The 13,878-nt window shown below is 57.0% G+C and carries 9 protein-coding genes and 1 pseudogene; 1 reads left to right on the forward strand and 9 read right to left on the reverse strand.

Annotated features, from left to right (window positions below; genetic code table 11):
• Positions 1–70: 70 nt before the first annotated feature.
• The 5 genes and pseudogenes from ACFO3S_RS00515 to ACFO3S_RS00535 all read right to left on the reverse strand — a co-directional run bounded on the left by ACFO3S_RS00515 (position 71) and on the right by ACFO3S_RS00535 (position 5,237).
• Positions 71–703 carry a vWA domain-containing protein gene (locus tag ACFO3S_RS00515; protein WP_378092218.1) on the reverse strand — a complete coding sequence of 211 codons (633 nt, stop codon included), beginning with the start codon at positions 701–703 and terminating at the stop codon, positions 71–73.
• A 114-nt stretch (positions 704–817) separates the two neighbouring features.
• Positions 818–1,330, reverse strand: a pseudogene (locus ACFO3S_RS00520) (TerD family protein); the annotation flags it as partial.
• 316 nt (positions 1,331–1,646) lie between these two features.
• Positions 1,647–2,816: an iron-containing alcohol dehydrogenase gene (locus ACFO3S_RS00525; protein WP_378091110.1), complete on the reverse strand. Its 1,170-nt coding sequence runs from the start codon at positions 2,814–2,816 to the stop codon at positions 1,647–1,649.
• Positions 2,817–3,396: 580 nt separating this feature from the next.
• Positions 3,397–4,311 (reverse strand): class I SAM-dependent methyltransferase, encoded by a 915-nt coding sequence (locus tag ACFO3S_RS00530; RefSeq protein WP_378091112.1) that lies wholly within the window; start codon positions 4,309–4,311, stop codon positions 3,397–3,399.
• Positions 4,308–5,237, reverse strand: coding sequence for an NAD(P)/FAD-dependent oxidoreductase (locus ACFO3S_RS00535; protein WP_378091114.1), 930 nt, complete (start codon positions 5,235–5,237; stop codon positions 4,308–4,310). The genes ACFO3S_RS00530 and ACFO3S_RS00535 overlap by 4 nt, the downstream gene beginning before the upstream one ends.
• Before the next feature lie 275 nt (positions 5,238–5,512).
• Between ACFO3S_RS00535 and ACFO3S_RS00540 the strand changes: the two genes are divergently transcribed.
• Entirely contained in the window at positions 5,513–8,239 is a 2,727-nt protein-coding gene (locus tag ACFO3S_RS00540; RefSeq protein ID WP_378091116.1) for a vWA domain-containing protein, read from the forward strand.
• A 224-nt stretch (positions 8,240–8,463) separates the two neighbouring features.
• Here the strand turns inward: ACFO3S_RS00540 and ACFO3S_RS00545 are convergent, their stop codons facing one another.
• The 4 genes from ACFO3S_RS00545 to ACFO3S_RS00560 all read right to left on the reverse strand — a co-directional run bounded on the left by ACFO3S_RS00545 (position 8,464) and on the right by ACFO3S_RS00560 (position 13,820).
• On the reverse strand, positions 8,464–9,291 hold the full coding sequence (locus ACFO3S_RS00545; protein WP_378091118.1) for a methyltransferase domain-containing protein: 828 nt from the start codon (positions 9,289–9,291) through the stop codon (positions 8,464–8,466).
• A 323-nt stretch (positions 9,292–9,614) separates the two neighbouring features.
• Positions 9,615–11,102 (reverse strand): FAD-dependent oxidoreductase, encoded by a 1,488-nt coding sequence (locus ACFO3S_RS00550; protein WP_378091120.1) that lies wholly within the window; start codon positions 11,100–11,102, stop codon positions 9,615–9,617.
• A gap of 4 nt (positions 11,103–11,106) precedes the next feature.
• Positions 11,107–12,114: a glycoside hydrolase family 130 protein gene (locus tag ACFO3S_RS00555; RefSeq protein WP_465251396.1), complete on the reverse strand. Its 1,008-nt coding sequence runs from the start codon at positions 12,112–12,114 to the stop codon at positions 11,107–11,109.
• A 155-nt stretch (positions 12,115–12,269) separates the two neighbouring features.
• Positions 12,270–13,820, reverse strand: coding sequence for an extracellular solute-binding protein (locus ACFO3S_RS00560; protein ID WP_378091124.1), 1,551 nt, complete (start codon positions 13,818–13,820; stop codon positions 12,270–12,272).
• Between the last annotated feature and the right edge of the window lie 58 nt (positions 13,821–13,878).

Below are 13,878 nucleotides of genomic sequence, written 5' to 3' on the forward strand. Positions count from 1 at the left end.
CTGCAGCAAGCGGCGGGGGCGGCCGTGATGGACGACTCGCCGTCCATCACGGCCGTCTCCGGACAAGCCATCAGCGGAAAATTCCTTTGGCCTTCGCCTCGCGCAGCCATAACGGAAACTCGTTCAGCAGCTTGTCGTACAACTGCTCGTCCGTAATGGCCGATATATCGTCGAGATGAAAGAAATTGGCGTTATCGACAACCCTGCCCGGCAGCGTATCCAACTGGCTCAGAACTTCGAAGTCGGAGTCGCCGATTCCGACGAACTGCCAGAAGATCGGATGAACGGCCGCCTCCGCGAGCGTTCTCTTCGTCGGCCTGACCACTCCGCCGTCATTAATGAAAATAATGAATACCGGCGTAGACTCCGGCTCTTCCTTCACATATTTGCGGATCACATCTTCCATGACCTGCGGCTCGTCGTTTCTCCCGAACTTGTGGATCGCAGGATCGTTCAGGATGCGGGTTTCTACGTAGCCGCCGAAATCCCGCTCCGTCACCGGAGGCAATCTGCTGAATTCGTGGTCATACACCCAGACGTCCAGCGCTCCGTTATCGTCGAACTGGCACGCCACCGCCAGCATCCGTTCCACGACTTCCTGAACGGTGCCGTTACCGTACAATTTCCGCATGGATCCCGTAATATCAAGCACGAGGCCGACTCTGGCGACGACGCCGGACAACTTCTTCTTTTCCAACGTCATTCCGACCGTTTTCTTGCGCAGATCGATGGACGACAGCGCCAGCGTTTCGGACACGGCCGCTGTCTCGGGAACGGCGGCTCCCTCCTCTTGCACTTCCAGACCGAAACTCTCGCACAGCGACCGCAGTCCGCCGAAGAAGCCGCTCCCGACCGCGCGGAACTTCCATTCCCCTTGGTACCGGTACAGCTCTCCGGCTACGACGGCCGTCTCATGCCCAAGGTCGGAGCCGAAGTCGAATCGGCCTATTTCCTCCCCCGCAGCCGCATCGACGAGCCTTATGTATAGTCCGAACACGTCCTGCATCGTTTGTCCATGCTTCTCGCCTTCGTAGATCGTCACCGTCATAGCGATTTTGTCGACGGCTTCCGGCACGTGGCGAAGCGAAACCCGAATCGCCTCCCGGTCTTTTTCCTCCGCTGCGGAGTGAGCGATAGCGCCTCCGAAGGCGTTAGGGTTGCCGTAGAAGACGAAATGCTCGTCGCGCTCGCATCTGCCCCGTTCAGACAGCACGAACCCGGCGGCATCGATGCAGATTCTCGCATTCTCGCATTGCCATCCGAAATAAACGGCCAGTTCGCTCACGTTCCTGCCCTTCGTCACATCGACTTTCTGGCCCTTGACCAGCATCGTATCGGCCTCCCTGCCTGCTCGCTAAAATGATGCTTTCTCTATCCGCAGCCCGTGCAGGAACTGTTGATTTTATTTTAACATGAGTCGAAGGGGGAGCAAGCTTATTTGTCCGGCTATTGTACGGAAAGATTGGAGTTACGATCTTAGGAGGGAACTTGCAAGAAAAAAAACGGAATAGCTGCATGCCGGCTCGCCAACCTCGGTTGGGTCGTGAACCGGGATTCGCCATCCCCAATTGACTAGCTTCCTGTTGCGATAAGCAGCCGAGTTTTAATCTCACATGGCCTGTTGTCGGCGAGAAGCGGCGATGAGGCTAGCCTCTCTGCTCGTAATAGGCCCGGGCGTAAATGTCCTTCAGTTGCTCGACCGTAACCTCCCTCGGATTTCCGCCCGTGCAGACGTCTTTCAGAGCCTGCTCCGCCAGCCGTCCGGCGTCCTCCAACCGGAAGCTCGTCGCTTTTAAAGGCGGGATGCCGACCTTCGCCGACAACTCGCGCACCGCCTGGAGCGCAAGCCGGGCGGCCTCGTCGACCGATGCGGCGTTCCTCGTGTCCATGCCCATCGCCGCGGCGATATCGGCGAATTTCTCCGGTGCGGAGGGCAAATTGAACTCCATCACATAAGGCAGCAAGATCGCATTGGCGACGCCATGCGGCAGATCGTATTCCGAACCGAGCTGATGCGCCAAGCTGTGAACGATGCCGAGCCCGGCGTTGGAGAACGACAGCCCGGCAATATACGAGCCCCAAGCCATTCTCGATCGGGCCTCTACGTCCAGGCCGTTCTCCACCGCCTTGGGCAGTGCCGACGCAATCAGGGAGATCGCTTTCAGGGACAACGTGTCGGACAGCTCGAAGCTTCCTTTGGCGACATAGGACTCAATCGCGTGCGTCAAGGCGTCCAAACCGGTAGCGGCGGTAAGCCCTGCCGGCTTTTGAACCATCAACTCCGGATCGTTGACCGCAATCCAGGCCAACGAGTTCGGGTCAACCATGACCATTTTGATTTTCCGCCGCTCATCGGTAATGACATAATTGATCGTCACTTCTGAGGCCGTTCCGGCCGTCGTATTGATGGCGATGATCGGAGCGGACTTGTTCGCGGACTTGCCGATTCCCTCATAGTCGGCGATGCTGCCGCCGTTGGTCGCCAGCAGGCCGATCGCCTTGGCGGCATCCTGCGGAGAGCCTCCCCCTACGGAAATGAGAAAATCACATTTTTCCGCCTGATAGGCGGCGAGCCCTTCCTCGACGTTAAGCGTCGTCGGGTTCGGCTGTACTCCGTCGTAAATCGCGTACACGATCCCGCTTGCGTCCAGCACGTCCGTTACCCGCTTGACGACGCCGACCTCGTTCAACACCTTGTCCGTCACCAGAAGCGCCTTCCCCAAACCAAGCTTCCCGATTTCCGCTCCGATTTCCTTCACGCAGCCCGGTCCGATCAAGTTCACGGAAGGCCAATAGATTCTGCGAGATGTTTGCATGCGCTTCACTCCTTATGCGAAATGTTCATTGCCTGTCCCGCCTTAAGCTTAACCGATCGGATGAATTTTTCATGTGAAATAAATCACATATAATCTCGAATAAGGGACTGCGGCGTCTATGCAAATCATTTCGAGTATTTGCGAGGCCTGCACAGCTTTTCAAAGAAAGGTCGCGCCAAGGCACTTTCTTGACCTCGGACATGCCGACTCGGGCACGTCAAGGCACTTTCTTGACCTCGGACACGCAGACTTGGGCTCGCCGAGGCACTTTTTTGGCCTCGGACACGCAGACTCGGGCACGTCAAGGCACTTTCTTGGCCTCGGACACGCAGACTTGGGCTCGCCGAGGCACTTTCTTGGCCTTGGACATGCCGACTCGGGCACGTCAAGGCACTTTCTTGGCCTCGGACACGCAGACTTGGGCTCGCCAAGGCACTTTCTTGGCCTTGGACATGCCGACTCGGGCACGTCAAGGCACTTTCTTGGCCTCGGACACGCAGACTTGGGCTCGCCGAGGCACTTTTTTGGCCTCCGATCGACGCGCCCAAGCCTCTGGCTTTCGCTTCGTTATGCGAGCTCTCTATCCGCTTTGGAGGCCAACCCCTCCATTATCTTTCGCATACATGCTTTGGTCCTGCAACCGAACCAGCACTTTACCGTAACGGCCCCCCTGCCGGACGACCGCCTTGCCGGACGGATACGCCCGCTTCAAATAGTCCGCGACCGTTTTCCGATTCCGGTCGTCCGCCGGCAGACCGTGACCGCGAAGCCAGCTCATTATCTCCTGCAGCGCCTCCTCGTGGGGAACTTCCGTCGTTTTCTCTTCCCGCGTAATTAGCGACCCGTAAGAGTAGCCTTTGAGATACAGCAGATGAAGCAAATATTCGAATTCCATAGGTTTGACAGCGAAAGGCTTCCCCGTCACGAGCGGCCAGATTTCATGGGCCAGGCTATTTTCCGCGGAGCCCGCCGGCATGCTGATATAACAAAATCGCCTTGCGCAGCGGAGCACCTTTTCCACGCTCTCCCAGTCGAAAATGACCGGGCACATCGAAACAAAGACGAGATCGAAGGCATCGCTCCAGCCTCTGGCTTCCGCGTCAATCGCATCAAACGGCTCGGCAACGATCCTCACCTTGTCTTCTCCGTATTCGGCGACGTTTTCCTTCAGCAGTTCGACCAAAGGCAGGGAGGACTCTACGGCGGTGACGAGGGCCCCTCGCTCGACAAAAGGCACCGTAAATACGCCCGAGGCGGCGCCGACGTCCAGAACGGAGGCGTTTTCGAAGCGGACCCCCTGATCTTCAAGCCAATTGACAATCCGCGCGGTCCGTTTTCTTCCCTCTGCGCTGAACGATTGCTCGTTGAACGACTTCGCCTTATGATCAAAAGCTTTTGCGGGTTCGATGCCGGCCTTTTTCATCTTTCTCCGAACGTTCTCTCCATGGTCTTTCCATTCCTTCTCCCACACCGCTTCGTTAAAAAAATGACTCATGGTCGTTTCCCTCCGGCGATGTGCCACGCCTCTGCATTCAGTTCGCCAGTTATCGTCGCCGCGGCTATCGATCCCATCGAGGCCGCAGCAATCGCCTGGTGCATACGCGATGCGGCATCCCCGGCGCTGTAGACGCCCGGAACGTTCGTTTTTCCAAAAACGTCGACAACAACCGTTCCCGTTTCCGACATCTCGCATCCGATCGCTCGCGGCAAGTCCGATCCGGGCACCAGCTTCGGCTTAAAGAAGATCCCCCTGCACGGAACGGTCGTTCCGTCTTCAAGCACGACCTGCCGCACGATCCCGTCGTCGGATTCGATGCGCCGTATCGGCGAGTCGAACAACGGCACCCGATGCCTGCGGAGCTCCTCGCGCTGCTCGTCCGTCAGCTCGTCCGGGCCATTCGTGCAAATCGTAAAGCGGTCCGTCCACCCGGCGATAAGCGGCGCGAAGTGCAGCAGTTCGGCTCCGCTATTAATAACGACAAGCGGCTCGTCTCTCAATTCCCAGCCGTCGCAAAACGGACATACGAAGGCGCTCTTCCCGTACGCCTCCGCCAGACCGGGAATGTCCAGCGGCCGATCCTTCATCCCGGCGGCGAACAGCACCTTCTTGCTGGTCAAGACGCTTCCTTCCTCGGTCGAAATTTGAAAATGTCCGTCCGAGCCTGCGATCGACACGGCCGTACCCGCCACGAACGACACGGAGGGATAGGCGCTAATCTGCTCCTTCGCAATTCGCCGAAATTCGCTTGGGCTTATTCCGTCTCGGGTAAGGAAGCCATGGGCCTCGCGAGTGACGGCGTTGCGGGGGCGGCCTTCGTCGACGACCGCCACGTTTTTCCGGGCTCTCCCCAGCACAAGCGCGGCGTTTAAGCCGGCCGGGCCGCCGCCGATAATCGCCACATCGAGCAGTGATTCGTTCATGTTTTATCCATCCTCCACAGATCTATTATATCCATAATTAAAATGCAAAAAGCGCAGCTCATCTTGTTCTCTTAATTAACGCAGCGCTTGGACGCCTCGTCCAGCATCGACAGTCTCCTCCTCCCTTCCAACAACCACCTTATTACGGACCTGCGATATCCATAATATACGATTCGAGTACGAATTGCAAGACAGCTTGCAGAACGCCGGGGCGATATTTGCAGCGACTCTCATGAGACGCGTACTTCAACCATATAATGGGAGTAGAATTCGACTTGAAGCGGAAGCCTTTTGATGAAACCCCGTTAGCCCCCCAGCAATTCGGTTTCGCCGTATTTATGATAAGCGGAAAGAGGGAGAGTGACTTGGCGTTAAACATTCGGAAGGAGGCGAGCAGCAGCCCGGAGAACCCTTGTACATTCCGGGTTGAGCTCTCAGCGGAAGGAAGCCTTACAGCATCAGATTTGCCTTTATATTTGGTGTTCGTTATTGACGCGACTTCGTCGATGGGCACACAGGATGTCAACAACAATACGGCAACGCGATTTCAGGTGACGGCTCAAGCGATTCACTCCTTTTTGGACATTATTTTTTCGGAAGAATATGCTTCGGTCGACAAGCACATCGCCCTTGTAACGTTTGGCAACGGGGCTAGGGTGCATGTAACGCAAGCTGACGCCGAAGGAAGGTTTAGCGGCTTAGTCAATCCGGCTCCTTTAACGTTGCCAGCCGGCGGCGGTGCGCCGGTACAAGATCATTATATTGGGGCCAACAGCTACAATCCGTCGCAGGCGACGACGGCGCTGGACAATTTTCGGAGCGTGGCCGACAAAACCGCTTTTTTCTATCAGACCGAGGCAGAAATTGAAACGATGATCGACAATATCAGCCGTTACAGCAATACAAACATTCAATCGGGTTTTCTCTTGGCAGGCGAGCTGCTGGAAGCTGTTCCGGGCGAAGCGCATAAGTTGATCATTCTCCTGACGGATGGAGAGAGCGCAGCATCCTCCACATTTTACGCCTACTATAACGAGGCCGATATTCCAGACCGGATTAACGCGGCGTTACTTGTACAAGAGGGGAACGCACTCTTTGCCGACTCCAACGGTATTCGGGCGCCGGTTACGAACGAGGATTTGATCCGGGAAGGAATCGACCCGAACAGCTTCGACCCGGCGACCTTCACGCCGCTGCAAACCGTCGGTCTCAAATTGCGTGCGCTAGCAAGAAGCGAAGCTTTCTTTGCAGCTGCGACTCAATCGCTTATGATCAATCCGTTTGCCGGTGAATGGCATAACTTCGATGGAAGAAATAGCGACAATGCGACCCGCGTTCCCGCCGTGCCCAATCTGCTCAACGACATTACGTTGAACGGCTATTACTGGTCGAACGGGCGAATTGGATTTGCGGCCAATTATTATTATTACCAGCACAGCCCGTTCTTCGAGAAGGTCGACGGCATTTGGCAATTCTCGCAATCGGGCACGGGTACCCCGTTGCAACCGGTATATACAGACGCCTTCTTCTCTCAAAGTCTAGTCGGTCGCGAGCTCGAGACGGTCACATTCGACAACTCCGAGACGGAGCTGATGATCTTCGCCACCGACGATAAAATTCCGCAAACCCGCCTTATCGATTATTATGAGCAAACGAGCCGGAATATCTACGCCAGCAACGAAGCCAAGCGGTTTATGATCGCCGCCTCGGAGGCGATCCGCGCCAACGGAATTAGGATCGATACGATCGGGATCGGCCACTCGGTTCTGCTGCCTGAATATTTGGATGCGACGGCGTCTTCCGGCCAAGCGTTTATCGTTCCCCTCGAGATCTCCAACGCTCAAGATGCGCTTCGCGACCAGATGCTTGCCGTCACCAACGCAGTGTTAGGCTTTTTCGGCAATGTCGTTATCACGGATAGGGTTCCCCGTCGCCCCACTGAGCTCCCTTCTCAGCCGAATGACGGCACCTTCACGCTGGATAGTCATTCGCTCCAAGTGGCCTTCGTGCGCACGCCGAATAGTCCGGTTCTATTTCAACCTGTCGACTTGAGCAGCGGACTTGTCCGTGTGACCGAGGAGGAGGATCATTATAACATCGTATTTCGTGCCGGCGACCTGTGGGCTCCGGAGGAGGCCGCTCTGCAAGAGGGGCGCTTCTTCAAAACGATTATCGCGTATGACCTGACGCCGAATCCGGGCGTCATCTCCCGAAGCGGCGAGAACGTGCCCGATATTCCGGTTAATATCGAAGCCTCCGTCAGTTGGATAGAAGCGAATGCGGAAAGATCGCTGCCTTACCCTCCCGCCTTGGTGTTCGTGCCTGCATTCTGCACGCCGCAGCCTCCGGGCGGCGGAGAGCCGGAAGCTCCTCCAGGCGGCACGCCGCAGCCTCCGGGCGGCGGGGAGCCGGAAGCTCCTCCGGGCGGCACGCCGCAGCCTCCGGGCGGCGGGGAGCCGGGAGTTCCCCCAGGCGGCACGCCACAGCCTCCGGGCGACGGGGAGCCGGGAGCTCCCCCGGGAGGCGCGCTCCAACCTCCGGTTGTCTCGGAGCCAGAGGAGGTTCCTCCAGAGGTCACCCCCCAGCCTCCGGTTATCGTGGAGCCAGAGGAAGCTGCCCCAGAAGTCATCTCCCAACCTCCGGTTGTCGACATCATCGTGGAGCCAGAAGACGTTCTTCCGGGAGAAGAGATATCGGTCACTATCATTATCCAAAATAGGGCCGACAGGCCCATTGAAATGCGGCTGTTCATTCAACTTCCCATAGGATTCCAGTTTGTTCGCCAATCGTTGGTTGACAGCAAACAGCCCAATCTGGCGGAAACGCTGGATGATATGGATCTCGGCGTTAACCCGCCCGGAGAAGTGCAAACGATCCGCTTCCGGCTTGCCGCACCGCTTCACAATCTTTTTAAGCATTATACGCTGCGCGTCACAGTAAGTACCGTTCTGGGCGATGTTACGGCATCTGCCGTCATTCAAATCGAAGAAGAGGCAGAGTAAAGGGCCATTGAATGCGTGGCAAGCCAAAACGCCTTCGGCGTCCTCTAGACGCAGAATCGCGTTTTTGTCGGAGGTGATTCAGATAAGGATAGCGCATTTTATCCTTTCTGAATCACCTAGAAAGGTTCGAGTTCTTCCGACCGTGCCATTAAAGCTGTACTGAAGCCAACATGTGATAGCCGAGATCTGGACTATGCCCTATGGGCAGATGACTTGCAGGTATCTTAGCCTCTTTTGGGAGAATACCGACGCTTTTTATGCAGATTCCCTTGTCGTTTGTTTTTTGGTTTTCGGCTATTCGGATGCTTGCTTCCTCTTGCAGGCTGCTGAGGCAGGGAACATTTTGCATCCCGATATTGTATAACCGGCTCCATATGATCCGAGAAAAGCAGGCGTTCCGTTTCCTCGTTTTTTGGGGATCCGATCCTTTGCGCTTTCACGTAGTCCGGCTCCTCAAACTGCCCAGTCTCGCTTAAAAGAAGCATTTCTCCCATGGATACCGGCTGTTTGACGACTAACAAATGATACATGATCTGGTGAGCGACATTCAGCTGCGTTTGCCGGAGCAAGGCCAACTCGAATGGATCATAGCCGGTTTGAAAGGCAGGGAAGTAAAAAAATTCCATTCTCAGCACCCTGAAGTCCATCGGCAACGAGTCCTCCTCCAGCAAGGACCAGCTGCTATTTTGCGATAGCAGATACTCGTCGCCAGCGACAACCGTTTCGGAAGAGCGCGTCCAGAACCGCGGAGAATGCTCATTAAACCATTGTTTAAACTGCGGGTTAATCATATGAGAGCTTGCATGAGCATAGGGCGCCACTATACAAACGATTGCCTTGTGGCGGCATACCCGGTAAAGCTCCGTTAAGACGGATGGAAGATTATCGGCATACTGCAGACTATTCGAAGCCATCACGAATTCCACCGAGTTATCTTCAAATGGAAGCGGACGATTAAAGTCATGCACCAAATCCGTATCGGGATAAGCAATCCGATCTATGCCTATGCAGTGTTTAAATTTCCGTTTTCCGCTGCCCAGATCAATTCTCAAGCCCGTTCCTCCCTTCCCCTATTGCTTATCCCTATAGTATTCCATTGATTATCGTGCCGAATAGGTATTTGTCCTCGTGTAATCACCTATACTCTCCGTGCATTATACCGTTCTTGCAGGGGCTGCAAATGCATATCCCCACGCAAGCAAAAACCCCTTCGGCGTCCTCTAGACGCAGAATTGCGTTTTTGTCGGAGGGGATTCAGAGAAGGATAGCGAATTTGATCCTTTCTGAAGCACGCAAAAAGCTCCCGAACCGTCCCCGGGACGATTCAGGAGCTCCTGCTTGGTTAAAAGAACCGTTTGCGAGAAGTCGGGCCAAGTCAAGCCAGCACTTGCCCGTCCCGCAGCAATTGCGCCCTCAGCGCAGCGTAATCCACCGCCTGCACGGGGATATCCGCCTCCAACGCGAGCGCCGCAGCGGTTGCCGCGGATTGCCCCAGCACCATGAACACCGGCTCCATTCGGATCGAGCCGTATGCGATATGCGAGGCCGACAAGCAGACGGACACGAGCAGGTTGGCGCACTCTTCTTCCTTAGGCACGATGGCGCGATAGCTGATCGGGTACGGACCATTCAGCTTGATCTGCACGTCGCCTTCGTTGACCGCGAACCCTTCCGCGCTTACATGCCTTTGCACATTGTGCGAGTCCATCGTGTAGGAGCCTTGACCGATGGCGTCCGCTACGGGCGAGCGAAGGAAAATATGGTGCTCGTTCATAACGAAGTCACCAACCATTCTTCTGGCTTCCCTAATATAGAGCTGCGGCGACCAATGCCCGTTCTCTTCGAATTCGTCCAGGGGCAGCCCCCATGGCGCATAGAACGCGCGCAGCTGTTCCGGCACCCGCGGATGGTGCTGCAAGGTCCAGATCAAGCCGCGCTGGTGGCGCTCGTGCGCAGCCGCGATCAAGTCCCGTTCGGCGTACGAGGCTTCCGGATAATCGTAATTGCAGCCGATATAGTCCGTAGAGAAGCCTTTGTCATTGTTCGAATCGGTCTTGCGGTTCGGCACCTTGTTCAGCTTGAAAAAAATACGCTCGCCCTGCTCGATGGCCCGGAACAGCAGCTCGTAATCCCGCTCGTCGTAGCCGTCCGGCTGCTCCACGAACACCCGGTTGGACGGATCGTCCGTCAGGCACATCCGGTAACAGTAGGCTTGGATTCTATGGTCGCCCTGTCCGTCGGGGCCGCCGGCGTCCGGATTGACGCCGGGAAGCAGGCCGCTGGACGGATCGCCTTTTACCACATAGGGATCGACGCCGTGCGGCAGTTGGTTTTTCACCGCATTGGCGGTCTGAATGCCGTTGTACGTTTCCCCGTACACGCTGTTGGACTCGCGGCCCGTCGCATAGGACACGCCCGCGGCTTTCATCAGATCCCCTTCGTATCCGGCATCCAGATACATCCGCCCGCCGAAGCTGCGGCCGGATTCCATCCGGATCGCCGCAATGCGGTTCCCTTGCTTGACGAGCGGATCGATCGGGTCGAGCCGTTCGCCGAAGCGCACGTCGAGCCGGTATTCCTCGGCCCATTCCCTGAACACGGCCAGCGCCGTCTTCGGCTCGAACAGCCATGCCGCCGCGTTATCCGTGCCGTACCTGCGGCCAAGCCTCCGGTAAAAGTCCAGCGACAATCCGCCTATCGCGCCTTTGTCCCCGAAATCGGTGTCGCCAAGCCCGCCCGAGCTAAGTCCGCCCAAGCGCGCGGACGGCTCCAGCACGACCGCGCGCAGTCCCAACTTGCTGGCCTGCACGGCGGCGGCCAGTCCTGCCGATGTGCCTCCGTAGATCACCAGATCGTACATCATTCGCTTATCCTCCATCCGTCGCAGGACCGCCCGGGCCGTCCTTCAGGCACAAGGCAATCAGGTCGTCCACATGCGCGGTCGCCAGACATTCCACCGTATCCGCAGCGCCGTAATAGATTTTCACTTCTCCGCTGTCTTCAAGAATCATGCCTCCGGGGAAGATCACGTCGTTGCGAAATCCCCCCGCGACCTCATAGGGAGCCTCCGGCGCCAGCAGCGGCGTCCGGCAACGGCCGATCACCTTGCGCGGATCGTCCGGGTCGAGCAGCATGATGCCGGCGCTGTAGCGCTTGGTCCACTTCGGCTCCCAGCCGTTCTTGCCGCGCGCCGGATCGATATCGACCGCATGGAACGTCGTCAGCCAGCCCTGCTTCGTCCGCACCGGCGGCGCGCCGGGACCGATCTTGTCGTTAGCGTACGCGACCTGCTCGACGCCCAGCACCAGAGACGACTTCCCCCAGTAGACCAGATCGGGCGATTCGGACAGCCACAGGTCGAACCGGTCGCGTCCGCCCCGGCTGTATACCGGCATCGGCCGCTCCAGCCGCATGTAACGGCCGCCGATTCGTTCCGGAAACAGCACCATATTGCGATTGTCCGGCACGCTCAGACTGATCACGTCGAAGCTCTCGAAATCTTCCGTCGTCGCAATGCCGCCCCGCAATCCGTGTTTCGTATCCATCGCGAAGCACAAATACACCTTGCCTTCGATGACCGTCAAGCGCGGATCGTACACGCGATCTACTTCTTCGTCGCACCACTGCCAGACAGGCGAAGGCCGCACCTCCCAATTTACGCCGTCTTCGCTGAAGGCCAGCCCCAGATTCGTCGTCCGGCTGTCATGCACCCGCTCGGCCCGCTCGTCGCCGTAGTCGTTGCGGAACACCATCGCGTATTTTCCCTCGTATTTGGTTACGCCCGCGTTGAACACCATCGCAGGACCGTAAGGCACTTGTCGGGGCGACAGTACGGGATTGCCCTCATACCTACGAACAACTGCGGCCGACCGCAGCGGAACGCTCGCTGCGCCGCTAGCTTCGGAATTCGCCAACCTTGCCACTTCCTCTCCGCTTTCCTGTCTTTTAGAAGATGGTTGAACCTCTGAGGAGGAAGTCCGTTTCACTGGGTCACCCCTTCGACGTATCCTCGCTTCGTTTTACATAGACTTTACTTACTCGCGTACCAGGCGCTCACTTCCTGCGCGACTTCTTCTCCGCCAGCGCCGTTCCAGGCTTTCTGGAGGCTTGCGATCGTATCGTCCGTTACGCCGTCCACGATCATCTTGATCAAATAGTCGTTCACGGTGCTGTCCAGCTTGGCGCCGTTCGCCGAATATTTCGGCAAATAAGGCGCGAACGCCAGCACGTCCTGACGAATTTGCTCCTTGGGGATGTTGTTGACGAGCTGGAAATTGTCGAACATCGCTTTGCTCTTCTGCAGGCGCGCTTGCCAGTACGTTACGAAATGGGCTTCGTCCATGCCGATCACGAAGTTGTTCGCGGAGCCCCTCTGTTCGAAGAACGCCGGTTCGATCGGCATATAGTTGCCGTTCTCTAGCGTGTAGGTGACGCCCTCCTCGCCGACGAATATCCCCTTGAACGTCTCCGGGTCCAGCATCGCGTTGACCATCTTCACCACGTCTTCGGGATGCTTCGCCGACTTGGGCACGAACGTGATTTTGTTGAACCCTCCGATCTGCGTAAACCCGCTCTGTCCGTCCGGACCTTTCATCGGAGGAATGAACTGATAAGCCGCGTCGGGGACGTTCTTCTTGATCGCTTCGTCGTATCCGGGAATCGACGACCAGCGCGCCCAGATGACGCCGGCGCGGCCGCTGGTGAACTTCTCCGCGGAAGTCGCCGATTTATTCGTGGCGAATTCCTTGTCCAGCAGTCCCTGCTCGTACAAGGAACGCATGAACGACGCATAATCCTTCAACGCCGGATGGCTCGATACGTTAACCGGCTTGCCGTCCAGCTCGTTCCACTGTCCGTAAATGCCGAACGCGCCCATGATGTTGTCCACCAGCCCGATGCTGTCGATCGTGAACGGGATGTTGTTCTTCCCGTTGCCGCCGGGGTCCTGCTCCTTAAACGCCTTCAGCACATCGACGAACTCGTCCAGCGTCGTCGGCATCGCCTTCCCGACTTTGTCCAGCCAATCGGTGCGAATCAGCAGGCCGTCCCTCACGTAGCTGACGTTAAGCGTGGGAATGCCGTATATTTTGCCGTCCACCGTCGCGCCCGCCAGCGATTCCGGAGAAAGCGCTTTCTTAATGTTCGGACCGTACTGCTCAATCAGCGGCGTCAGATCGGTCAGCGCTCCGTTCTTCGCGAAGTTGAAGAAATCCTGCGTGTTCATCGCATCGATGAAGTCGTAATCCGCGCCGGAGGCCATAATCAAGTTCAGCTTGTCTCCCGGCTTCTCCTGCGGCAGCATGTCGTTTCGAACCGTGTAACCCGTCTTTTCCTCGATGTACTGATTCACCGGGTAGCTGTTGTAATCGTCCTGCATGTAATTGCGCAGCGCTTTCAGAACCGGCTTCTCCTCCGGCGCGGCCGCAGAGCTTTCGGACGTCTTGCCGCTTGCGCTCGGCGAAGCCGGACTTGCGCCGGAATTGCCGCCGGCGTCCTTGTTAGTCCCCCCGCATGCGGCCAGAATCGTCGTGAACGACAACAGCAGTACGAGCAGTGCGGCGAGTCCTTTTTTCCTCGACATGTCGAACCCCTCCAATAAGCTTTATTATAAATAAACCCGCTGCGCTTTGCCGCAAATC

The sequence above is a fragment of the Cohnella hongkongensis genome, from assembly GCF_042654645.1.
GTDB lineage: Bacteria > Bacillota > Bacilli > Paenibacillales > Paenibacillaceae > Cohnella > Cohnella hongkongensis.